The organism is Streptomyces marincola (assembly GCF_020410765.1).
Lineage (GTDB): Bacteria > Actinomycetota > Actinomycetes > Streptomycetales > Streptomycetaceae > Streptomyces > Streptomyces marincola.
Map to the genome: position 1 here is coordinate 3,415,231 of NZ_CP084541.1, position 22,669 is coordinate 3,437,899.

Annotated in this window: 21 protein-coding genes and 1 tRNA gene; 14 read left to right on the top strand and 8 right to left on the bottom strand. The window is 70.4% G+C overall.

Annotated features, from left to right (window positions below; translation table 11 throughout):
* The first annotated feature begins 1 nt into the window (after nt 1).
* From sigM to trxA, 4 genes are all read left to right on the top strand, one after another.
* Nucleotides 2-691, top strand: coding sequence for an RNA polymerase sigma factor SigM (gene sigM / locus LC193_RS14690; protein ID WP_226074619.1), 690 nt, complete (start codon nt 2-4; stop codon nt 689-691).
* Nucleotides 688-1,497: an anti-sigma factor family protein gene (locus LC193_RS14695; protein WP_226074620.1), complete on the top strand. Its 810-nt coding sequence runs from the start codon at nt 688-690 to the stop codon at nt 1,495-1,497. The genes sigM and LC193_RS14695 overlap by 4 nt, the downstream gene beginning before the upstream one ends.
* Nucleotides 1,498-1,598: 101 nt before the next feature.
* Complete coding sequence (trxB, locus tag LC193_RS14700; protein WP_226074621.1) at nt 1,599-2,570, top strand: thioredoxin-disulfide reductase; 972 nt, start codon at nt 1,599-1,601, stop codon at nt 2,568-2,570.
* Between the two features lie 58 nt (nt 2,571-2,628).
* The gene (gene trxA, locus LC193_RS14705; protein ID WP_086159632.1) at nt 2,629-2,958 is read left to right on the top strand and encodes a thioredoxin; all 330 of its coding nucleotides are present in this window, start codon (nt 2,629-2,631) and stop codon (nt 2,956-2,958) included.
* 84 nt (nt 2,959-3,042) lie between these two features.
* On the opposite strand, the gene LC193_RS14710 is transcribed toward trxA, so the two are convergent.
* From LC193_RS14710 to rpmH, 8 genes are all read right to left on the bottom strand, one after another.
* Nucleotides 3,043-4,164 carry a ParB/RepB/Spo0J family partition protein gene (locus LC193_RS14710; protein WP_226074622.1) on the bottom strand — a complete coding sequence of 374 codons (1,122 nt, stop codon included), beginning with the start codon at nt 4,162-4,164 and terminating at the stop codon, nt 3,043-3,045.
* Entirely contained in the window at nt 4,161-5,234 is a 1,074-nt protein-coding gene (locus tag LC193_RS14715; RefSeq protein ID WP_086159630.1) for a ParA family protein, read from the bottom strand. Before LC193_RS14715 ends, LC193_RS14710 begins: the two co-directional genes overlap by 4 nt.
* 312 nt (nt 5,235-5,546) lie before the next feature.
* Nucleotides 5,547-6,293 carry a 16S rRNA (guanine(527)-N(7))-methyltransferase RsmG gene (rsmG, locus tag LC193_RS14720; protein ID WP_226074623.1) on the bottom strand — a complete coding sequence of 249 codons (747 nt, stop codon included), beginning with the start codon at nt 6,291-6,293 and terminating at the stop codon, nt 5,547-5,549.
* The gene (locus LC193_RS14725; protein ID WP_086159628.1) at nt 6,290-6,796 is read right to left on the bottom strand and encodes a Jag family protein; all 507 of its coding nucleotides are present in this window, start codon (nt 6,794-6,796) and stop codon (nt 6,290-6,292) included. Before LC193_RS14725 ends, rsmG begins: the two co-directional genes overlap by 4 nt.
* 21 nt (nt 6,797-6,817) lie before the next feature.
* Nucleotides 6,818-7,936 (bottom strand): membrane protein insertase YidC, encoded by a 1,119-nt coding sequence (yidC, locus tag LC193_RS14730; RefSeq protein ID WP_226078625.1) that lies wholly within the window; start codon nt 7,934-7,936, stop codon nt 6,818-6,820.
* 12 nt (nt 7,937-7,948) lie between these two features.
* Complete coding sequence (yidD, locus tag LC193_RS14735) at nt 7,949-8,263, bottom strand: membrane protein insertion efficiency factor YidD (protein ID WP_086159627.1); 315 nt, start codon at nt 8,261-8,263, stop codon at nt 7,949-7,951.
* A complete protein-coding gene (rnpA, locus tag LC193_RS14740) occupies nt 8,260-8,628 on the bottom strand; it encodes a ribonuclease P protein component (protein ID WP_086159626.1) in 369 nt (122 codons plus the stop codon). The genes yidD and rnpA overlap by 4 nt, the downstream gene beginning before the upstream one ends.
* Nucleotides 8,629-8,649: 21 nt before the next feature.
* On the bottom strand, nt 8,650-8,787 hold the full coding sequence (gene rpmH, locus LC193_RS14745) for a 50S ribosomal protein L34 (protein ID WP_016472057.1): 138 nt from the start codon (nt 8,785-8,787) through the stop codon (nt 8,650-8,652).
* A 367-nt stretch (nt 8,788-9,154) separates the two neighbouring features.
* On the opposite strand from rpmH, the gene dnaA reads away from it, so the two are divergent.
* From dnaA to LC193_RS14795, 10 genes are all read left to right on the top strand, one after another.
* The gene (gene dnaA / locus LC193_RS14750; protein ID WP_226074624.1) at nt 9,155-10,897 is read left to right on the top strand and encodes a chromosomal replication initiator protein DnaA; all 1,743 of its coding nucleotides are present in this window, start codon (nt 9,155-9,157) and stop codon (nt 10,895-10,897) included.
* A gap of 862 nt (nt 10,898-11,759) precedes the next feature.
* Nucleotides 11,760-12,890, top strand: coding sequence for a DNA polymerase III subunit beta (gene dnaN / locus LC193_RS14755; RefSeq protein ID WP_086159624.1), 1,131 nt, complete (start codon nt 11,760-11,762; stop codon nt 12,888-12,890).
* Nucleotides 12,891-13,078: 188 nt separating this feature from the next.
* Nucleotides 13,079-13,963, top strand: coding sequence for a phosphogluconate dehydrogenase (NAD(+)-dependent, decarboxylating) (gene gnd, locus LC193_RS14760; protein WP_226074626.1), 885 nt, complete (start codon nt 13,079-13,081; stop codon nt 13,961-13,963).
* Between the two features lie 99 nt (nt 13,964-14,062).
* On the top strand, nt 14,063-15,184 hold the full coding sequence (recF, locus tag LC193_RS14765; RefSeq protein WP_226074627.1) for a DNA replication/repair protein RecF: 1,122 nt from the start codon (nt 14,063-14,065) through the stop codon (nt 15,182-15,184).
* Complete coding sequence (locus LC193_RS14770) at nt 15,177-15,716, top strand: DUF721 domain-containing protein (RefSeq protein WP_226074628.1); 540 nt, start codon at nt 15,177-15,179, stop codon at nt 15,714-15,716. The genes recF and LC193_RS14770 overlap by 8 nt, the downstream gene beginning before the upstream one ends.
* Nucleotides 15,717-16,013: 297 nt before the next feature.
* Nucleotides 16,014-18,080, top strand: a complete 2,067-nt coding sequence (gene gyrB, locus LC193_RS14775; protein ID WP_226078627.1) for a DNA topoisomerase (ATP-hydrolyzing) subunit B — start codon at nt 16,014-16,016, stop codon at nt 18,078-18,080.
* A 54-nt stretch (nt 18,081-18,134) separates the two neighbouring features.
* Nucleotides 18,135-20,708 carry a DNA gyrase subunit A gene (gene gyrA / locus LC193_RS14780; protein WP_226074629.1) on the top strand — a complete coding sequence of 858 codons (2,574 nt, stop codon included), beginning with the start codon at nt 18,135-18,137 and terminating at the stop codon, nt 20,706-20,708.
* A gap of 165 nt (nt 20,709-20,873) precedes the next feature.
* Entirely contained in the window at nt 20,874-21,488 is a 615-nt protein-coding gene (locus tag LC193_RS14785; protein WP_318842159.1) for a DUF3566 domain-containing protein, read from the top strand.
* Between the two features lie 49 nt (nt 21,489-21,537).
* Nucleotides 21,538-21,611 (top strand) — tRNA-Ile (locus tag LC193_RS14790).
* 860 nt (nt 21,612-22,471) lie between these two features.
* Nucleotides 22,472-22,609, top strand: coding sequence for a DLW-39 family protein (locus LC193_RS14795; RefSeq protein WP_176582914.1), 138 nt, complete (start codon nt 22,472-22,474; stop codon nt 22,607-22,609).
* Nucleotides 22,610-22,669: the final 60 nt, after the last annotated feature.

The following is a 22,669-nucleotide window of genomic DNA, read 5'->3' on the forward strand; positions in this document are numbered from 1 at the left end:
CGTGGTCGATCACGCACCGGGCGAGCCCGCCGTTCCCTCCGACAAAGAGCTTCTTGAGCGGCACATAGCGGGTGATCCCGATGCCTTCTCCGAGATCGTCCGCCGCCACCGGGACCGGTTGTGGGCCGTGGCGCTGCGCACCCTCGGCGACCGGGAGGAGGCCGCCGACGCGCTCCAGGACGCCTTCGTCTCCGCGTACCGCGCCGCTCACACCTTCCGGGGCCAGGCAGCGGTCACGACCTGGCTGCACCGCATCACGGTGAACGCCTGTCTGGACCGCGTGCGCAAGGCCAAGACCCGGCGGACCGACCCCATGCCGGAGCCGGAGAGGCTGGAGAACCTCCTCACCCCCCACGAGTCCGCCGAGGTGCCGGCGGAGCGCCAGGACCTGCGCCGCCAACTGAGCGCCGCGCTGACCCAGCTCCCCGAGGAACAACGGGCGGTACTCGTCCTCGTCGACATGCAGGGCTATTCCGTGGCCGAGGCCGCCGACATCCTCCACGTACCCGTGGGCACGATCAAAAGTCGGTGCGCACGCGCTCGGGCCCGGCTCCTCCCCTTGCTGCGGCACCTGCACCCCCGGGCTGCCGAGGAGGATCCGGCAAGGAACCGGACACCTGGTACATCCGTCCCACCAGCAAGAGACACGGGGGATACCGGCGCCATGCGGGGAGGAGGCACACATTCGTGAACGAGGCTCACCCCGAGCCGGCCGACATCGCCGCGCTCGACGAGGATCTGCTGCCGCCCGATGACGCGGCGCGCCTGCGCGACCACCTTGATCGCTGCGCCACCTGCGCCGACGTCCACGCCGATCTGGCCGCGCTCCGGCAGGCACTGGGCGATCTACCCGACCCCGGCCCGATCCCGGAGGACATCGCGGACCGTATCGACACCGCGCTCGCCGCCGAACGGACCGCGGCGTCGGCCGCCTCCGTTTCACGTGAAACAACGCCCCGCCCGGTCTCGGCCGCTGAGCGCAGAGCGCGCCGCGCGCGCCTGGCGCTCGCCGCGGCAGGTGCCGTGGTCTTCCTCGGCGTGGGCGGCACCCTCCTGCCGGCGCTCAGTGGCAGTGGCGGCGGCAACGAGGGCGACAGTGGGAGCGAAGCGGCTATGGAGGGCGGAGAAGTGCCCGAGGCCGCCGACGGCGAACCGCTGGAAGATCAGGTCCAGGCGCTGCTGGCCACGACGGAGACGAACAGCCCGATGATGGCCGAGGAGGGGATGGGCGCCGAAGGCCCACCCGATCGGCCCAGCCCCGAGACGCAATCCGCCACGGCCATTCCCGCCTGCGTCGTGGCCGCCATCGGTCGCACCGAGGCGCCACTCGCCGTGGAGGAGGAGCGCTACGACGGCGTCAACGCCTATCTCGTGGTACTCCCGCACGCCGCCGACCCCGAACAGGTCGACGCCTATGTCGTCGCCGCCACCTGCGAGGCCACGGCCTCACCGGCTTCGGGGGAGATCCTGGTCCGAGAGAGCTATCCTCGCGAATGACCGTACCTCCGTGCCGGGAATGTCTGGGACCCTAAGAGCCGTTAAAGGACTGTGGGCCCCGCCGGGGCCTGGGCGAGACCCCCGAGACAAGGAAGAAACCCGTGAGCGATGTCCGCAACGTGATCATCATTGGCTCAGGACCCGCCGGCTACACCGCTGCGCTCTATACAGCACGTGCTTCGCTCAACCCGCTCGTCTTCGAGGGAGCGGTCACCGCGGGCGGCGCGCTGATGAACACCACCGACGTGGAGAACTTCCCGGGCTTCAAGGACGGGATCATGGGTCCCGACCTGATGGACAACATGCGTGCGCAGGCCGAGCGATTCGGTGCCGAGCTGGTCCCGGACGACATCGTCGCCGCCGACCTGACCGGTGAGGTGAAGACGGTCACCGACACGGCCGGCACCGTGCACCGCGCCAAGGCGGTCATCGTCGCCACCGGGTCCCAGCACCGCAAGCTCGGGCTGCCGCACGAGGACGAGCTGTCCGGTCGCGGTGTGTCCTACTGCGCCACGTGTGACGGGTTCTTCTTCCGCGAGCAGGACATCGCTGTGATCGGCGGCGGCGACACGGCCATGGAGGAAGCGACCTTCCTCAGCCGCTTCGCCCGCTCGGTCAGCATCGTGCACCGCCGGGACACGCTGCGCGCCTCCAAGGCCATGCAGGAGCGTGCCTTCGCCGACCCGAAGATCTCGTTCGTCTGGGACAGCGAGGTCGCCGAGATCCACGGAGCGGACGGAAAGCTCTCCGGCCTGACCCTGCGCAACACCAAGACCGGCGAGTCCTCGCCGCTCGCGGTGACGGGCCTGTTCGTCGCCATCGGACACGACCCCCGCGTGGAACTGTTCAAGGGGCAGCTCGACCTCGACGCCGAGGGATACCTCAAGGTGGACGCCCCTACGACCCGTACCAATGTCCCGGGCGTCTTCGCCGCCGGCGATGTCGTGGACCACACGTACCGCCAGGCGATCACCGCGGCGGGCACGGGCTGTTCCGCCGCGCTCGACGCCGAACGCTATCTCGCCGCCCTGGCCGACGCCACGGCCGTGACGTCCTCCGACGTGACGGTCTGACGGCGCCCCTACAGAGCCCGACCCCCACCTGATACACCGAGAATGAAGGAGATGCATCATGGCCGGTGCCACCGTGACCGCCACTGACGCCGACTTCGAGGAAGTGGTCCTCAACAGCGACAAGCCGGTCCTGGTCGATTTCTGGGCCGAGTGGTGCGCTCCCTGCCGCCAGGTCGCCCCGAGCCTGGAGGCCATCGCCGCCGAGCACGCCGACAAGATCACCGTCGTCAAGCTCAACATCGACGAGAACCCGGCCACCGCTGCGAAGTACGGCATCCTCTCGATTCCGACGATGAACGTCTACCAGGGCGGAGACGTCGTGAAGACCATCGTGGGTGCCAAGCCCAAGGCCGCCATCGAGCGCGACCTCAGCGACTTCATCGGCTGACCGCCTCTCGGTCCCGCACGTGGTGAGGGCCCGCACCGTTTCATGTGAAACGGTGCGGGCCCTCACCACGTCACGGCCACGGACTCAGTCGGCGCCTTCCGCCGTGCCTTCCTCATCCTTCTGCCCGACCAGCACCGGCCCCTCCCCGGGAGCCAACTGGCCGAGGATGCGCTCCAGATCTTCCATCGACGCGAACTCGACGACGATCTTTCCCTTCTTCTGGCCCAGGTCCACCTTCACCCGCGTTTCGAAGCGGTCCGAGAGCCGTCCCGCAAGGTGATCGAGCGCCGGGGAGACACGCTTCCCCGCCCGCGGCCCCCTGCTGCGTCCCTCCGGCTTCGTCGGCCCGCTCTCCTGGAGGGTGACGATCTCCTCCACGGCTCGCACCGACAGCCCCTCGGCCACGATGCGTTGGGCCAGCCTGTTCTGCTCCTCCGCGTCGTCCACGGACAGAAGGGCACGAGCGTGCCCCGCCGACAGCACGCCGGCGGCAACACGCCGCTGCACAGCCGGAGACAACCGGAGCAGACGCAAGGTGTTCGAGACCTGCGGTCGGGAACGACCGATCCGGACGGCGAGCTCATCGTGCGTGCACTTGAAGTCGCGCAGCAGTTGATCGTAGGCCGCCGCCTCTTCGAGGGGATTGAGCTGTGCCCGATGCAGATTCTCCAGCAGGGCATCGAGGAGCATCTGATCATCCTCGGTGGCCCGCACGATGGCCGGGATGACCTCAAGACCCGCCTTGCGGCACGCGCGCCAGCGGCGCTCCCCCATGATCAGTTCATAGCGCTCCGCCCCCAGCTGCCGGACCACCACCGGCTGGAGCAGGCCCACCTCCTTGATCGAGGTGACCAACTCGGCCAGTGCGTCCTCGTCGAACACTTCACGCGGCTGCCGCGGATTGGGCGTGATCGCATCCAGGGGAAGCTCAGCGAAGTGCGCCCCGGCCACTCCCATCTCAGCGACGGGCTCCGGCGCCTCGGTCGCCGGCGGCGTCGTTTCACGTGAAACGGACTCCGGCTCCTCGTCCGCCCTCAGAGAGTTCGTGGGGATCACCATGCCCCGGTCCGCGGTAAGCAACGGAACAGAGGTCGGTGAGGTGGACGCCGTCACCTCCCCACCCGCGTCCCGTGGCTCCCCGCTCGTGGGCGCGGCCGGGATCAGTGCGCCCAACCCTCGTCCGAGCCCTCTCCGTCGTTCGCTCACTGCGTCCCCTTCACCGGGTTGTGCTGATCCTGCGGTGGCACTGCTGGCTGGGCGGACGTGCCGCGCAGCGCGATCTCCCGGGCCGCTTCGAGATACGACAGCGATCCGCTGGAGCCCGGATCGTACGTCAACACTGTTTGCCCGTAGCTGGGCGCCTCCGAAATGCGCACCGACCGCGGGATGTTCGTCCGCAGCACCTCGCTACCGAAGTGGCTGCGCACTTCCTCGGCCACCTGCGAGGCCAACCGAGTCCTGCCGTCGTACATCGTCAGCAGGATCGTCGACACATGCAGCCGCGGGTTGAGGTGCCCGCGCACCAACTCGACGTTCCTCAGCAACTGGCCCAACCCCTCCAGCGCGTAGTACTCACACTGGATCGGGATGACGACCTCGGCGCCGGCCACCAGGGCGTTGACCGTGAGCAGTCCCAGCGAGGGCGGACAGTCGACGAAGATGTAGTCCAGGGGCTGCTCGTAGGCCTTGATCGCCCGGTGCAGACGGCTCTCCCTGGCGACCACCGAGACCAACTCGATCTCCGCACCCGCCAGGTCGATCGTCGCCGGCGCACAGAACAGCCCCTCGACGTCACGCACCGGCTGAACGACATCGGAGAGCGGTTTGCTTTCCACCAGCACGTCGTAGATCGACGGGACCTCCGCGTGGTGATCGATCCCGAGAGCCGTGGAGGCGTTCCCCTGGGGGTCAAGATCGATGACCAGGACACGGGCGCCGTGCAGGGCCAGGGAAGCGGCCAGGTTGACCGTGGTCGTGGTCTTCCCGACGCCGCCCTTCTGGTTCGCAACGACCATGATCCGGGTCTGCTCCGGTCGCGGCAGGCTGCCGCCGGAACGGTACATCGCCGCAACGGCCTGCTGGGCAGCGCGGCTCGGCAGCTGGCCTGGGGACGGCGGAGCCGCCGGAGCCAGGTCGACCGCACCTCCCGGAGCGTCGACCGGCTCGGCTCGGGGGCCAGGCACCGGATCGGCCGTCGGCCCAGCGATGTTGGCGTCGGACCGCAATGGTTCACTCTCCTCGACACATGCAGGGTTCGTGGTTTCAAAGCCTGCCATGTCCCGGGGGTTACGAACCAGCGAGGACGGCTTACTTGTGGACAGCGACCCCTTTGTGGACAACCCCGTCACACTTTCGGAGGTGGCGCGGGAGCGGCGGTTGCGTGGCTCAGCGGCTACGCGTCCACGACTGATGATTCCTTGGAGCAGCGAGCGGCGTTTCACGTGAAACACGATGCCCACGCTTCAGAGAGTCGCCGGGCCAGACACTCCGCGCCCCGAGCATATTCGGCTCTTTGAGCGTCGTGTCGGCCCGCCCATACGAAGGGGCCCGGTGAGCGCCGTGCGCTCACCGGGCCCCACGCCGACCCCTTACGAGGAACGCCGCCCGCTCCGCGCGCCACGCCGCGCCGCCTTGGCCCGCTTGGCCGCGAACCGCACCCCACCGGGGCTTTCGCCGACTTCCGCCCGTACCACCGTGGACAGCGGGTCGACCAGGCCGGCCCCGACATGCAGCACGGAGCTGCGCACGACGCCCAGCTTCGCCAGAGCGGCACGCGCGCCTTTCAGCTCCTGCTCCGCCGTGTCGCCCTTGAGCGCCAGCATCTCCCCGTAGGGCCGCAGCAGGGGAATCCCCCAACCGGCGAGCCGGTCCAGCGGGGCGACGGCCCGAGCCGTCACGACGTGCACCGGCACGAAGGTGTTCATCACTTCCTCGGCACGCCCGCGCACGACGGTGACCTGCTCCTCAAGGCCGAGCAGCTCCACCACTTCGTTCAGGAAGTTGGTCCGCCGCAGCAGTGGCTCAAGGAGCGTGATGCGAAGATCCGGCCGCACCAGGGCCAGGGGGATGCCGGGCAGGCCGGCACCGGAGCCGACATCGCACACCGTCACCTGCTCGGGCACGACCTCGGAGAGGACCGCGCAGTTCAGCAGGTGGCGCTCCCACAGCCGCGGGACCTCGCGGGGACCGATCAGTCCACGGCCCACACCGACGTCGGCCAGGAGACCGGCGTACCGGATGGCGTCCGGCAGCCGGTCCCCGAAGACCTCGCGCGCCGCCGCGGGCGGCTCGGGCAGCTCCGCCGCCGCGTCCTGCGGATCGCCGTCGCGCCTCACGGCAGGACGACCACGCGGCGCTGCGGCTCCTCGCCCTCCGATTCACTGCGCAGCCCAGCCGCTGCCACGGCGTCGTGGACCACCTTGCGTTCGAAGGGCGTCATGGGCTTGAGCTTGACCGGCTCGCCCGCCTCCTTGGCCTGCTGCGCCGCTTCCTTGCCGAGAGCGGTCAGCTTCTCCCGCTTGCGGGCACGGTGCCCGGCGATGTCGAGCATGAGCCTGCTGCGTTCGCCCGTCTCCCGGTGCACCGCGAGCCGGGTCAGCTCCTGGAGGGCCTCCAGTACCTCCCCGTCCCGGCCGACGAGCTTCTGGAGGTCGCGGGCGGTGCCCTCCGCGATGATCGAGACCGCGGCACGGTCGCCCTCGACGTCCATGTCGATGTCGCCGTCGAGGTCCGCGATGTCGAGGAGCCCCTCAAGGTAGTCGGCCGCGATCTCGCCCTCCTGCTCAAGGCGGGTGAGGACGTCGGTGTCCTCGGCTGCGGTTGACTTCGTGTCCGTCACAGGTGGGACCCTTCTCGCGCTCTACTTCTTGCTCTTCGCGGACGGCTTCGACTTGCCGTTCCGGGACTTCTTCGGCTGCGGTCGACTGCCCTTCTGCCGGTTCGGCTGGGCGGTCTTCTTCGCCTGCTGCTGTCCGGGCTCCGACGGCTTCCCGAGGTCGATGCCCTGGCCGTCCTGCGGGGTGGCCGGCTTCTTGGGCTGCTGGGCGGCGGCCGACTGGCGCTGCGCCTTCGACTGGCGCTTGGGCTGCGTCCGGTTCGCGCGGGCCGTCTCGGTCGCCTTCTTGGCCTCGACCTCGGCCGGGTCCTCCTTGAGCTTGCCCTTCTTCCGCAGCCGCTCCTGGCGCTGCTGGTAGGCGAGGCTGCCGGGCGTGGGGTTCCGGGTGATCACGAACATCTGCTGACCCATGGACCAGACGTTGGTGGTGAGCCAGTAGATGAGGACGCCGACCGGGAAGTTGATGCCGAAGACGGCGAACATGATCGGGAAGATGTACATGAGCATCTTCTGCTGATTCATGAACGGCGTCTTGACCGTGAGGTCGACGTTCTTCGTCATCAGCTGGCGCTGGGTGTAGAACTGCGACGCCGACATCAGGATGATCATGATGACGGTGACAATGCGCACCGTGCCCTGCGAGGCGTCCAGCTCAGCGAGCTTCTCGGCGCTGTCGAGGAAGCGGGCCGCGATGGGGGCGCCGAAGATCGTCGCCTGCCGGGCGCTGTCGACCTCGTCCTCGCTGAGCACGCCGACCTGGTCGTCGTTCGCGATGTGGTTCAGCACCTGGAAGAGGGCGATGAAGAACGGCGACTGCGCCAGGATCGGCAAGCAGCTCGACAGGGGGTTGGTCCCCGTCTCCCGGTACAGCTTCATCATCTCTTCGGACTGACGCTGCCGGTCGTTCTTGTAGCGCTCCTGGATCTTCTTCATCCGCGGCTGGAGCGCCTGCATGTTGCGGGTCGCCTTGATCTGGCGCACGAAGAGCGGGATCAGCGCGATGCGGATCACGACGACCAGGGACACGATCGACAGGCCCCACGCCCATCCGCTGTCCTCGTCGAAGACGAGGCTGTAGCCCCGGTGGAAGAGGACGATGATTTGGGTGACAACCCAGTACAGGGGACTCAGGATCGAATTGATCGTGTCCACGGGTCAGGCTCCTTGGGCATTGTTGTGGGCACCCCCGGGTGCGGCGTGGGACAGGGCCCGGGGCCGCAGACGGCCACGCACCCGCTGATGCCAGACCGGGCGCTTCCGGGGAGGCACGTGGTCGACTCCACCGCGGGACCAGGGGTTGCACCGCAGGATGCGCCAAGCGGTCAGAGCCGTCCCCTTCACGGCCCCGTGCCGGTCGATGGCCCCGTACCCGTAGTGGGAACAAGACGGGTAGTAACGGCAGACAGGGCCGAGCAGGGGGCTGATGGTCCACTGGTACAGCTTGATCAGCAGCAGCAGCGGGTACTTCATGGCCGTACCCCTCCCAGCAGCCGCTCCAGCGCGGCATCGAGGTCCCGGGCCAACTGATCGAAGGCCGCATCCCCCGCACCAGGCAGGGCCCGTACCACAACCAGGCTACCTGCGGGCAGCCCGGCCACCCGGTCCCGTATCAGGTGGCGCAGCCTGCGCAGCACGCGGTTGCGGACGACGGCATTTCCCACGGCCTTGCTCACGACGAAACCCGCACGCGGCGGAGAAGCTGGTTCTCCCACCGAGTGCGGGTCCGTTCCACCGCTCAGATGGACGACGAGGTGCGGGCGTCCGGCCCTGCGCCCTCGACGCATCGCGGTCGCGAAGTCCTCGCGTCGCCTCAGCCGGTTCTCGACAGGCAGCACCGCATGGACCTGGTCAGCCGCTCAGGCCGACAGGCGGGCGCGGCCCTTGCTGCGACGGTTGGCGATGATCGCGCGGCCGGCACGCGTCCGCATCCGCAGCCGGAAGCCGTGGGTCTTCGCCCGGCGCCGGTTGTTCGGCTGGAAAGTGCGCTTGCTCACTCGGGGGCTCCAGTAATTCTTCGGTGTTCCGGCACGGGCTTGCCGAGACAGGGTGTGGACCGCCGACGGCTGTCACCGTGCGCCCACGAGGATCGCAACGCGCGAGTCGGCCGCCTCTCAAACCCTCGGAGGCAGGCGGCAGCATCCGTCGACGACTCGACCTCGTAACGGTACGCGCGCGGCATCCCGCCGGTCAAACCCGGACGGCGCAGCGTTGTACACACCCTGTGGACAATGACTTGATGCGCGTACCTCGCGCTGACTACCGTTGCTGAACTCGGAATCCCTTCCCGACCGCATTCGCCGTCACACCCGTGGGCGGCTGACGAAGCCAGCACCACCCCTGCGAGTGAGAGAGCGTGCCCTCGTGGCTGACCTTCCCACAGACCTCTCCGCGGTCTGGCCACGCGCACTGACGTCAATGCTCGCCGACGGTCAGCGCCTGGAGACCAAGGACCACCGATGGCTCCAGGACTGCCAGCCCCTGGCCCTGGTGTCCGGCACCGCGCTGCTCGGCGTGTCGAACGAGTACGCCAAGAGCGTCCTCGAAGGGCGGCTCGCCCCGCTGGTCAGCGAGACGCTCAGCCGCGAGTGCGGCCAGCCGATCCGCCTCGCGATCACGGTCACCGCGCCGCCCGCGGAGACGCTGCCCCAGCCGCGGCAGCCGGCCGAGCCCGCCCGCCCGCCGATGCCCGCCGAGTCGCACGAGGCGTACCGCGGTGACGGCGGCTACCAGGGCCCGCCGGCCGCGCGGGCCGCCTACCCGGACCACCCGCACGCGCCCCGGCCCGTCGCGCGGCCCGTGACCTGGGAGCAGCGCCGCGACTACCCGGGGTACGGGCGGCCCGAGGCGTTCGAGCAGCAGTCCTTCGAACAGCAGGGCTACGAGCAGCAGGGCTACGAGCAGCAGCGGTACGAGGAGCCGTCGTACGAGGACCGGCGGTACGACGAGAAGCGGTACGAGGAGAAGCGGTACGACGAGCCGCAGCGGTACGCCGCCCCCGGGCCGCCCGCGGTGCCGCAGCAGAACCGGCCGGCGGGCGGTCCGGGCAGCGCGTCCGGCGGTCCGCCCGAGCCGACCGCCCGGCTGAACCCGAAGTACCTCTTCGACACCTTCGTCATCGGGGCGTCCAACCGCTTCGCGCACGCGGCGGCCGTCGCGGTCGCGGAGGCCCCGGCCAAGGCGTACAACCCGCTGTTCATCTACGGCGAGTCCGGCCTGGGCAAGACGCACCTGCTGCACGCCATCGGCCACTACGCGCGGAGCCTCTACCCGGGAACGCGGGTGCGGTACGTCAGCTCCGAGGAGTTCACGAACGAGTTCATCAACTCCATCCGCGACGGCAAGGCGGACGCCTTCCGCAAGCGGTACCGCGACATGGACATCCTGCTCGTCGACGACGTCCAGTTCCTGGCGAGCAAGGAGTCGACGCAGGAGGAGTTCTTCCACACGTTCAACACCCTGCACAACGCCAACAAGCAGATCGTGCTGTCCTCCGACCGGCCGCCGAAGCAGCTGATCACGCTGGAGGACCGGCTGCGGAACCGTTTCGAGTGGGGCCTGATCACCGACGTCCAGCCGCCCGAGCTGGAGACCCGCATCGCGATCCTGCGCAAGAAGGCCGTGCAGGAGCAGCTGAACGCGCCGCCCGAGGTCCTGGAGTTCATCGCCTCGCGCATCTCCCGCAACATCCGCGAGCTGGAGGGGGCGCTGATCCGCGTCACCGCGTTCGCGAGCCTCAACCGGCAGCCGGTGGACCTCGGGCTCACCGAGATCGTGCTCAAGGACCTCATCCCCGGCGGTGAGGAGGCCGCGCCCGAGATCACCGCGGACGCGATCACCTCGGCCGTCGCGGACTACTTCGGCCTGACCGTGGACGACCTCGCGGGCTCATCGCGCAGCCGCATCCTGGTCACCGCCCGGCAGATCGCCATGTACCTGTGCCGCGAGCTGACGGACCTGTCGCTGCCCAAGATCGGCCAGCACTTCGGCGGTCGCGACCACACGACGGTCATGCACGCGGACCGCAAGATCCGCGCCCTGATGGCCGAGCGGCGCTCGATCTACAACCAGGTCACCGAGCTCACCAACCGCATCAAGAACGGCTGACCGGCCCGCCCCGCGCCCGGACCGCGCCGCTCCGGCGCGCCCCCCGGGGTCCCCGCGGTGTCTCCGCGGTGTCCTTGCGGTGTCCCCGCCCGTGCCCCCCGCCTCCCGCCGGCGCCCCCGAGACACCTCGGGGGCGCTGTTCGATTCTTGCCCCGCAACCCCCCGTTCTCCACAGATCCGCCGGGTTTTCGCCGTCCACACCCTGTGGGAACGGCGTGTCGTCCCAAGACTCGTCCACAGGCAGGCGGTTGGGAGGGCGAAGATACAGGTCAGGTGCCTGTGGGAATGTGGAGAGCCGTTGTCCACAGCTGTGGACAAGCCGACCGGGGCATCCGGGCCGCGGAGCGTTGTCCACCGCCCGCCCACAGGCAAAGGGAAGTTGTACACAGGCAATCCACAGGTTTGTCCACTGTTCGGCAACGCAACGCGCGCTCTCACCGGGACGAGTGAATCAGCTCACAGCGGGCGCCCCGCGGGCCTGTGGGGAACCGCCCCGAATCTGGGGATGAACCTGTTGAGAAGTCGGGGTCGCCTGGGGATGGCCTGTGCACAACTTCGCGGCATCCACAGGGACCCCCCGTTCATCCACGGGTCCGCCCACAGGGCCTGTGTACAAAAAACCGGGCCTGAGCTGGGAAAACGAGGTTATCCACCGTTTCCACAGGCCCTACTACTACCACTACGGATATAAGCCGCGAGACTCGTTTCGAAGTGGGTGCTGTGGACAACTCGGCCCTCGGCGTCCTACCCGCCCGGCTTCGATTTGACTCGCGGAAGCGCCTACTGTCAGTGCCGTGCGTCAGACTGGTGGCCGGTAGGGAGCCATCAGGCGAGGGGCCAGCGACAGCAGGAGGCGGCGGAAGTGAAGATCCGGGTGGAACGCGATGTGCTCGCGGAGGCGGTGGCCTGGGCGGCCCGCAGCCTGCCGGCCCGACCGCCGGTGCCCGTTCTCGCGGGGCTGCTGCTGAAGGCCGAGGAGGGGTCCCTGAGCCTCTCCGGGTTCGACTACGAGGTGTCCGCCCGCGTCGCCGTCGAGGTCGACGTCGAGGAGGGCGGCACGGTCCTCGTGTCGGGCCGCCTGCTCGCCGACATCTGCCGCTCCCTGCCCAACCGCCCGGTGGAGATCTCGTCCGACGGGGTGCGCGTGACCGTGCTCTGCGGCTCCTCCCGGTTCACCCTGCACACGCTCCCGGTCGAGGAGTACCCGGCGCTGCCGCAGATGCCGACCGCGACGGGCACCGTCTCCGCCGAGGTCTTCGCGTCCGCCGTCGCCCAGGTGGCCATCGCCGCGGGCCGCGACGACACCCTGCCGGTGCTCACGGGCGTCCGCGTCGAGATCGAGGGCGACTCGGTGACGCTCGCCTCCACCGACCGCTACCGGTTCGCCGTCAGGGAGTTCCTGTGGAAGCCGGAGACGCCCGACATCTCCGCGGTGGCCCTGGTCCCGGCCAAGACGCTGCTGGACACGGCGAAGTCGCTCAGCGGCGGTGACACGGTCTCGCTGGCGCTCGCGGGGGCCGGGGCGGGCGAGGGCCTCATCGGCTTCGAGGGCGCGGGCCGGCGCACCACCACGCGGCTGCTTGAGGGCGACCTGCCGAAGTACCGCACGCTGTTCCCCACCGAGTTCAACTCGGTGGCCGTGATCGAGACCGCGCCGTTCGTCGAGGCCGTCAAGCGCGTGGCCCTGGTCGCCGAGCGGAACACGCCGGTGCGGCTGAGCTTCGAGCAGGGCGTGCTGATCCTCGAAGCCGGGTCGAGCGACGACGCACAGGCTGTGGAGCGCGTGGACGCGCGGCTCGACGGCGACGACATCTCCATCGCGTTCAACCCCGGGTTCCTGCTCGAAGGGCTGAGCGCGATCGACTCCCCGGTGGCGCAGCTGTCGTTCACCACCTCGACGAAGCCCGCGCTGCTCAGCGGCCGGCCGGCCGTCGACGCGGAGGCCGACGACGCGTACAAGTACCTGATCATGCCGGTGCGCCTGAGCGGCTGACCCGTCGGGCGCCCGGCCCGGAGCTCCGCCCCCGTGGCGGGGCGGGCGGCGCCGCCGGGCGGACCGTTGCCGCGCTGACCTGGCCGTTCCGGCGCGGTCGGCTCCGTTGAGCGGTGGGACCCCACAGGTGTGCACGGGAGCGCGGGCGTAGGCTCGCCCCAGGACATATCGCAATGAATGGAGTCCTCATGCAGCTCGGTCTCGTCGGCCTCGGCAAGATGGGCGGAAACATGCGCGAGCGCATTCGCCGGGCCGGTCACACCGTCGTCGGGTACGCGCCGCACACCCCGTCCGCCGACGCCCACTCCCTGGCGGACATGGTGGACGCGCTGGACGCCCCGCGCGTCGTGTGGCTGATGGTGCCCGCGGGCGAGGCCACGCAGTCGGTGGTCGACGAGCTGTCGGGCCTCCTCTCCGAGGGCGACGTGGTCGTCGACGGGGGCAACTCCCGGTGGACCGACGACGCCAGGCACGCCGAGCAGCTGGCGGCCCGGGGCATCGGGTTCGTGGACTGCGGCGTCTCCGGCGGCGTCTGGGGCCTGGAGAACGGCTACGCGCTGATGTACGGCGGCGACGCCGAGCACGTGGCGAAGGTGCAGCCGGTGTTCGACGCGCTGAAGCCGGAGGGCGACGCGGGCGCCGTGCACGCGGGGAAGGTCGGCGCCGGGCACTTCGCCAAGATGGTGCACAACGGCATCGAGTACGCGATGATGCAGGCGTTCGCCGAGGGCTGGGAACTGCTCGAAGCGGCCGACGAGGTGACCGACGTGCGCGAGGTCTTCCGCTCCTGGCAGGAGGGGACGGTGATCCGTTCCTGGCTGCTCGACCTGGCGGTCCGCGCCCTCGACGACGACGAGCACCTGGACCAGCTGCGCGGCTACGCGGCCGACTCGGGCGAGGGCCGGTGGACGGTGGAGGCGGCGATCGACCACGCGGTGCCGCTGCCGGCGATCACGGCGTCGCTGTTCGCCCGGTTCTCCTCGCGGCAGGACGACTCGCCGCAGATGAAGATGGTGGCGGCGCTGCGCAAGCAGTTCGGCGGGCACGCCGTCGAGAACGCCAAGTCGGCGTAGCGGCGTTCGGACGGGACGACGCGGCGCGCTCGCCGGGCGCGCCGCGGCACACGGCAGGCGGCGCCCGGCAGGCGCGCGATCCAGGAGGTTGGCCCAGGGGTGCACGTCACGCATCTGTCGCTCGCCGATTTCCGCTCCTACGCGCGGGCCGAGGTGCCGCTCGGCCCCGGCGTCTCCTCGTTCGTCGGGCCGAACGGCCAGGGCAAGACGAACCTGGTCGAGGCCGTCGGCTACCTGGCGACGCTGGGCAGCCACCGGGTCGCCTCCGACGCGCCGCTGGTGCGGGCGGGCGCCGACCGGGCCGTGGTGCGGGCCGCCGTCACGGAGGGCGGCAGGCAGCAGCTCGTCGAGATCGAGCTGAACCCCGGCCGGGCCAACCGCGCGAGGCTGAACCGTTCCTCCCCGGTGCGGCCGAGGGACGTGCTCGGTGTGGTGCGCACGGTGCTGTTCGCGCCGGAGGACCTGCACCTGGTGAAGGGGGACCCGGGCGAGCGCAGGCGCTTCCTCGACGAGCTGGCCACGGCGCGGACGCCGCGGCTGGCCGGGGTCAGGTCGGACTACGAGCGGGTGCTCAAGCAGCGGAACGCGCTGCTGAAGTCGGCGGCGATGGCCCGCAGGCACGGCGGCGGGCGGGGCGCCGACCTGTCGACGCTGGACGTGTGGGACCAGCATGTGGCGCGTTCCGGGGCCGAGTTGCTGGCGCAGCGGCTGGCCCTGGTGGACACGCTGCTGCCGCTCGCGGACAAGGCGTACGAGCAGGTGGCGCCGGGGGGCGGCCCGGTGGGGCTCGCCTACCGGGGCGTCGCGAGCGCGCCCGCGCCGCGCGAGGAGCTGTACGAGCTGCTGCTCGCCGCGCTCGGCGAGGCGCGGACGCGGGAGATGGAGCGCGGCATGACGCTCGTGGGGCCGCACCGGGACGATCTCGTGCTGGGTCTCGGTGACTTGCCGGCGAAGGGGTACGCGAGCCACGGCGAGTCGTGGTCGCTCGCGCTCGCGTTGCGGCTCGCCTCGTACGAGTTGCTGAAGAGCGAGGGGCCCGAGCCGGTGCTGGTGCTCGACGACGTGTTCGCCGAGCTGGACGCGCGGCGCAGGGAACGGCTCGCGGAGCTGGTGGCGCCGGGCGAGCAGGTGCTGGTGACGGCGGCGGTCCCGCAGGACGTTCCGGCGGGGCTCGTGGGGGCCCGCTTCGCGGTGGCCGGAGGGAAGGTGGACCGTGAGTGACGGCGCGCGGGCGAAGGGGCCGGGTGCCGGCGCCGAGTTGTCCGGCGTCGACCTGGCGCGCGTGGCGTTGCGCGCGGCCCGCGAGCAGGCGCGCGAGCGGGGCGCGGTGACGCAGCAGCGCAGGCAGGCGCGTCGCGGTGGGTTGCGCTCGGGCGCGCGCCCCGGCGGGCGCGATCCGATGCTCCTGGGCGCCGCCGTGGAGCGGCTGACGGTGGAGCGCGGCTGGGAGATGCCGATCGCGGTGGGCGGTGTGCTGGGGCGCTGGCCGGATCTCGTGGGCCCGGACGTGGCGCAGCACTGCGCGCCGGAAGGATACGACGAGCAGTCCCGCGTGCTGACGGTGCGCTGCGACTCGACGGCGTGGGCGACCCAGCTGCGGCTGCTGGCCCCGCAGTTGCTGCGCCGCCTGAACGGGGATCTCGGGCGCGGCACGGTGACGTCGCTGCGGGTGCTCGGTCCCGCCGCCCCGACGCGGCGGGCGGGTCCGCTGCGCGCGCCCGGCAGCCGCGGCCCCGGCGACACCTACGGCTGAGGCGCCGCCCGCGGCAGGGCTCGGGGCACCCGTGCACGGATGTGCAACGGGGGGCGGGAGTGATGCCGGTCACGTTCGCAGAGGTTGACAGGCCGAAGCGCTGAGCGCCGTTGTGAGCGGATCAGGGCCCCGGGCCTCATATAGGGAGTCACTGGATGGCGGTTCAGGGCGGCACATGCGAACCCAGGGGCCCGGAAACCGCCATTACGGTTGGCGCTAGCGGTAGACTGGAGTAACCCCGCCCTGTTGCGGACCATGTCGAACGACGTAGCCGCTCCCGTTGCCCGGAGCAGGCTCGTGCTGTGCCAGAAAGGGCGCTTCGTGGCCGATTCCGGCGATGCCAACAACAACACTCCCAGCTCCGCCGTCCCCGCCGCGTCCGCGGACGGGCTTCCCTCCTACGACGCCAGTGCGATCACGGTGCTCGAAGGGCTGGACGCGGTACGCAAGCGGCCGGGCATGTACATCGGCTCGACCGGCGAGCGCGGTCTGCACCACCTCGTCTACGAGGTCGTGGACAACTCCGTGGACGAGGCGCTGGCCGGCCACGCGGACACCATCGACGTGACGGTGCTGGCCGACGGCGGCGTCCGGGTCGTGGACAACGGGCGCGGGATCCCGGTGGGCGTGGTGCAGTCGGAGGGCAAGCCCGCGGTCGAGGTCGTGCTCACGGTGCTGCACGCGGGCGGCAAGTTCGGCGGCGGCGGGTACGCGGTCTCGGGCGGTCTGCACGGCGTCGGCGTCTCCGTGGTGAACGCGCTGTCGAGCAAGGTCGCGGTGGAGATCCGCACGGACGGCTACCGCTGGACCCAGGACTACCGGCGCGGTGTGCCGACGGCGCCCCTCGCGCGGAACGAGGCGACGGACGAGACGGGCACCTCGGTCACGTTCTGGGCGGACGGCGACATCTTCGAGACCACGGAGTACTCGTTCGAGACGCTGTCGCGCCGCTTCCAGGAGATGGCGTTCCTCAACCGCGGCCTGACGATCTCGCTCACGGACGAGCGCGAGGCCGCGAAGCAGACCTCGGGCGCGGACTCCGCGGCTCCCGACGGCGGTGACGAGCCGCGCACGGTGACGTACCACTACGAGGGCGGCATCGCGGACTTCGTGCGCCACCTGAACTCGCGCAAGGGCGAGCCGGTGCACCCCTCGGTGATCGAGATCGAGGCGCACGACGCCGAGCGCAACATCTCGGTCGACATCGCGATGCAGTGGAACAGCCAGTACAGCGAGAGCGTGTACAGCTTCGCGAACATCATCCACACCCACGAGGGCGGCACCCACGAAGAGGGCTTCAGGGCGGCGATGACCCAGCTGGTCAACAAGTACGCCCGGGAGAAGAAGCTGCTGCGCGAGAAGGACGACAACCTCACGGGCGAGGACATCCGCGAGGGTCTGACCGCGATCATCTCGATCAAGCTGGCCGAGCCGCAGTTCGAGGGCCAGACGAAGACGAAGCTGGGCAACACCGAGGCGAAGACCTTCGTGCAGCGGGTCGTCTACGAGCACCTCTCCGACTGGCTCGACCGCAACCCGACCGAGGCGGCCGACATCATCCGCAAGAGCATCCAGGCGGCCACCGCCCGGGTCGCCGCCCGCAAGGCGCGCGACCTGACCCGCCGCAAGGGGCTGCTTGAGACCGCCTCCCTGCCGGGCAAGCTCAGCGACTGCCAGTCGAACGACGCGGCGCAGTGCGAGATCTTCATCGTGGAGGGCGACTCGGCCGGCGGCAGCGCCAAGTCGGGCCGCGACCCGCAGTACCAGGCGATCCTCCCGATCCGCGGCAAGATCCTGAACGTGGAGAAGGCGCGCATCGACAAGGTGCTCCAGAACGCCGAGGTGCAGGCGCTGATCTCGGCGTTCGGCACGGGCATCCACGAGGACTTCGACATCTCGAAGCTCCGCTACCACAAGATCATCCTCATGGCCGACGCCGATGTCGACGGCCAGCACATCAACACCCTGCTGCTCACCCTCCTCTTCCGCTTCATGCGCCCGCTGGTCGAGTCCGGGCACGTGTACCTGTCGCAGCCGCCGCTGTACAAGATCAAGTGGGGCCGGGACGAGTTCGAGTACGCCTACTCCGACCGCGAGCGCAACAGCCTGATCCAGCTCGGCCGCGAGCGCGGCAAGCGGATCAGGGAGGACTCGATCCAGCGCTTCAAGGGCCTCGGCGAGATGAACGCCGAGGAGCTGCGGGTGACCACCATGGACCGCGCGCACCGCGTGCTGCGCCTGGTGACGCTGGACGACGCGGCGGCGGCCGACGACCTGTTCTCGATCCTCATGGGGGAGGACGTGGAGGCCCGCCGGTCGTTCATCCAGCGCAACGCCAAGGACGTCCGTTTCCTGGACATCTGACGGCCGGGCGCACCCGGTCACCCCACCCTGCTCGAAAGGACTCGGACGTCACTCATGGCCGACGACAACCCCACCACCTCCACCGGCGAGGAATCGCGCGCCGAAGCGGCCGGCGCGCTGCGCATCGAGCCGGTCACGCTTGAGACGGAGATGCAGCGCTCCTATCTCGACTACGCGATGAGCGTGATCGTGTCGCGCGCGCTGCCCGACGTGCGGGACGGGCTCAAGCCCGTGCACCGCCGCGTGCTGTACGCGATGTACGACGGCGGGTACCGGCCGGAGCGCGGCTACTACAAGTGCGCGCGCGTCGTCGGCGACGTCATGGGCACGTACCACCCGCACGGCGACACCTCGATCTACGACGCGCTGGTGCGCCTCGCGCAGCCGTGGGCGATGCGGATGCCGCTGGTCGACTCCAACGGGAACTTCGGCTCCCCCGGCAACGACCCGGCCGCCGCGATGCGGTACACCGAGTGCCGCATGGCGCCGCTCGCCATGGAGATGCTGCGGGACATCGACGAGGAGACCGTCGACTTCCAGGACAACTACGACGGGCGGAACCAGGAGCCGACCGTCCTGCCCGCGCGCATCCCGAACCTGCTGATCAACGGCTCGGCCGGCATCGCCGTCGGCATGGCGACGAACATCCCGCCGCACAACCTGCGGGAGGTCGCCGCCGGTGCCCAGTGGTGCCTCGAACACCCGGAGGCCACGCCGGACGAGCTGCTGGAAGCGCTGATCGAGCGCATCAAGGGCCCCGACTTCCCCACCGGCGCCCTCATCGTCGGCCGCAGCGGCATCGAGGAGGCGTACCGCACCGGCCGCGGCTCGATCGCGATGCGCGCGGTCGTGGAGGTCGAGGAGATCCAGGGCCGGCAGTGCCTGGTCGTCACCGAACTCCCCTACCAGGTCAACCCGGACAACCTCGCTCAGAAGATCGCGGAACTGGTCAAGGACGGCCGGGTCAGCGGCATCGCCGACGTCCGGGACGAGACGTCATCGCGCACCGGGCAGCGCCTGGTGATCGTCCTCAAGCGGGACGCCGTCGCCAAGGTCGTGCTGAACAACCTGTACAAGCACACCGACCTCCAGACGAACTTCGGCGCCAACATGCTGGCGCTCGTCGACGGAGTGCCGCGCACGCTGTCGCTCGACGCGTTCATCCGCAACTGGGTCGCGCACCAGATCGACGTCATCGTCCGCCGCACCCGCTACCGGCTGCGGAAGGCCGAGGAGCGCGCGCACATCCTGCGCGGCCTGCTCGCGGCGCTCGACAACATCGACGAGGTCATCGCGCTCATCCGGCGCAGCGCCACCGTCGACGTGGCGCGCGGGGGCCTGATCAGGCTGCTGTCGATCGACGAGATCCAGGCCAACGCGATCCTGGAGATGCAGCTGCGCCGGCTGGCCGCGCTGGAGCGGCAGAAGATCACCGCGGAGCACGACGACCTCCAGGCCAGGATCGAGGAGTACAACGCGATCCTCGCCTCCCCGGAGCGGCAGCGCGGCATCATCTCCGAGGAACTGGCCGCGATCGTCGACAAGTTCGGCAACGACCGGCGGACGACGCTGATCCCGTTCGAGGGCGACATGTCCATCGAGGACCTGATCGCCGAGGAGGACATCGTCGTCACGATCACGCGGGGCGGCTACGTCAAGCGGACCAGGACGGACGACTACCGGGCGCAGAAGCGCGGCGGCAAGGGCGTGCGCGGCACGAAGCTGCGCGAGGACGACATCGTCGACCACTTCTTCGTCTCCACCACGCACCACTGGCTGCTGTTCTTCACCAACAAGGGGCGGGTCTACCGCGCCAAGGCGTACGAGCTGCCCGACGCGGGGCGCGACGCGCGCGGTCAGCACGTGGCCAACCTGCTGGCGTTCCAGCCGGACGAGCAGATCGCGGAGATCCTGGCGATCCGGGACTACGAGGCGGCGCCGTACCTGGTGCTGGCGACGAAGTCCGGGCTGGTGAAGAAGACGGCGCTGAAGGACTACGACTCGCCGCGCTCGGGCGGTGTCATCGCGATCAACCTGCGCCAGATGGAGGACGGCCGCGACGACGAGCTGATCGGGGCGGAACTGGTGTCGCCCGACGACGACCTGCTGCTGATCAGCAAGAAGGCGCAGTCGATCAGGTTCACCGCGACCGACGACTCGTTGCGGCCGATGGGCCGGGCCACCTCGGGCGTGAAGGGCATGAGCTTCCGCGAGGGCGACGAGCTGCTGTCGATGAACGTGGTGCGGACGGGAACGTTCGTGTTTACCGCCACGGACGGCGGGTACGCCAAGCGGACGCCGGTCGACGAGTACCGTGTGCAGGGCCGCGGCGGCCTCGGGATCAAGGCCGCGAAGATCGTGGAGGACCGCGGTTCGCTGGTCGGCGCGCTGGTCGTGGAGAGCACGGACGAGATCCTGGCCATCACCCTGGGCGGCGGAGTGATCCGCACGCGGGTCAACGAGGTCAGGGAGACCGGCCGTGACACCATGGGCGTCCAGTTGATCAACTTGGGGAAGCGGGACGCCGTCGTCGGCATCGCCCGCAACGCCGAGGCCGGCCGTGAGGCCGAGGAAGTCGAGGCCGAGTCGCCCGGAGAGGCGGCGCAGGCCGCGGGCGATGAGGAGTAGCGCGTGAGCGGAAGGGGCGCCCCCGCGGGCGGCTCGGGGAACGACGAACGGCCCGCGGACCGTTCTGCTTCTGGCCCGCCGACCGCGGGCCCCTCCGGCACGGCTTCGGGGCGCACCCGCGCCCGGAAGAAATCTTCTGAGGACTCGACTCGTGGGGGGACCACGATGACCAGCGCACGACCCGTGGATCCTTACGCGCAGGGCCAGGGCGGCTCGGCCAAGGACGCGCAGCAGCACTACCGCCCCCCGCAGGCGTACCCGGCCCCGCCCGGCGGTACCCCGTCGGTCGGCCAGCAGCAGCACCAGCCCCGCGCGGCACAGCAGGCCGCAGGAGCCCCGCAGGACGCGCACGGGGTCCAGGGGCAGGCGACGGTCCGCAGGCCCCGCACGGACGCGCGTACGGTCCCGAGGACCCGCAAGGCGCGGCTCCGGGTGGCCAAGGCGGACCCGTGGTCGGTGATGAAGGTCAGCTTCCTGCTGTCCATCGCCCTGGGGATCTGCACGGTCATCGCCGTCGGCGTGCTGTGGATGGTCATGGACGCGATGGGGGTCTTCTCGACGATCGGGGACACGGTCTCCGAGGCCACCGAGACGGACACCGACAGCGGCTTCGACCTGGTGGCCTTCCTGTCGCTGTCGCGCGTGATGCTGTTCACGTCCGTGATCGCGCTGATCGACGTGGTGCTGGCGACCGCGCTGGCCACGCTGGGCGCGTTCCTGTACAACCTCTCGGCCGGTTTCGTGGGCGGCGTCGAAGTGACGCTGGCGGAGGACGAGTAGCGATTTGGGCGTCGGGGTGCACATGCGCTAGCCTTTCCGTGCACCGCGCGGGGCTATAGCTCAGATGGTTAGAGCGCATCCCTGATAAGGATGAGGCCACAGGTTCAAGTCCTGTTAGCCCCACATCGCGCACAACGGCCCTGGTCATCGGACCAGGGCCGTTCTGCGTCCGCGGGCGGGCCGAACCGGGCGCCGGCGCGGAACGGCTCGCCGCGCCGGCGCCCCGGTCGCGGGGGGCGTTCCGCAGCCCTTGCAGCCGCGCACACGGCCGTGCGCCGGGTGCCCCGCCCCTCCCGTCCTCCGGGGGCATCCGGGCGCCTCCCCGGGGCCCGGAGGAGCGCGGGCGGGCACGGGCCGCGGGGCTCGGGCACGGGCGCCGCGGACGCGCTTTCCGGCCGCGCGGGCAGCGCGGCGGAACGTGCCGCGAGCACGGCGGGAAATCCGCTTCGGCACGGCGCGCCGTCCGCTTGCGGAACGGACGGCGCGCGCGGTGGGAAGCGCAGGGAACCGCCGAGAACCGGCGGCGGGAATACCCGCGCGGAACGCCCTCGAACACCGGGGGAAAACGCCTCGGTCCCACGTCGCGGGATGCGCCGGATCGCGGGCCGTCCGCGGCCGGTTTTCGCGCGCGGGCGCGTTTTTCCGCCGGGCCCGCCGCGGCACTCGCGCGGCCCGCGGACGGCGGCCCGCCGCGGCGCCGCGGCACGTCGCTCTCCGCGCCGGGGAACCGCGTGGCCGGTGATCGCGACCGGTAATTCCGTTGGGCCGCCACCCGGGCACACGGGGTCACAAAGTCCCCGGCTATCAAGGAAAATCCGGTCGGGAAAACGGGGAGCGACCGGGGATGGAGTTCCGCACGCGGCACGCTGTTCGCCGTCGGCGAGAAGTCACGCGCCCGCACCGAGCCCTTTGCGCGTTCTGGCCGTTGGGTATCATCGGGCGCCAGATGGTCCGATCACGTTCAAGAAGGACGAGGTAGCGCGGTGAAGAAGCTCCTCCTGGTCGCCCTGGCCGCAATCGGCGGCCTCCTCGTGTACCGCCAGATCCAGGCGGACAAGGCCGAGCAGGACCTGTGGACGGAGGCGACCGACTCCGTGCCGTCCGGCTCCACGGGCTCCTGACCCCGGACACGTACGACTCGCGGCGCGCGGCACGTGAGGGACGCGCGCGCCCCGGGTCCC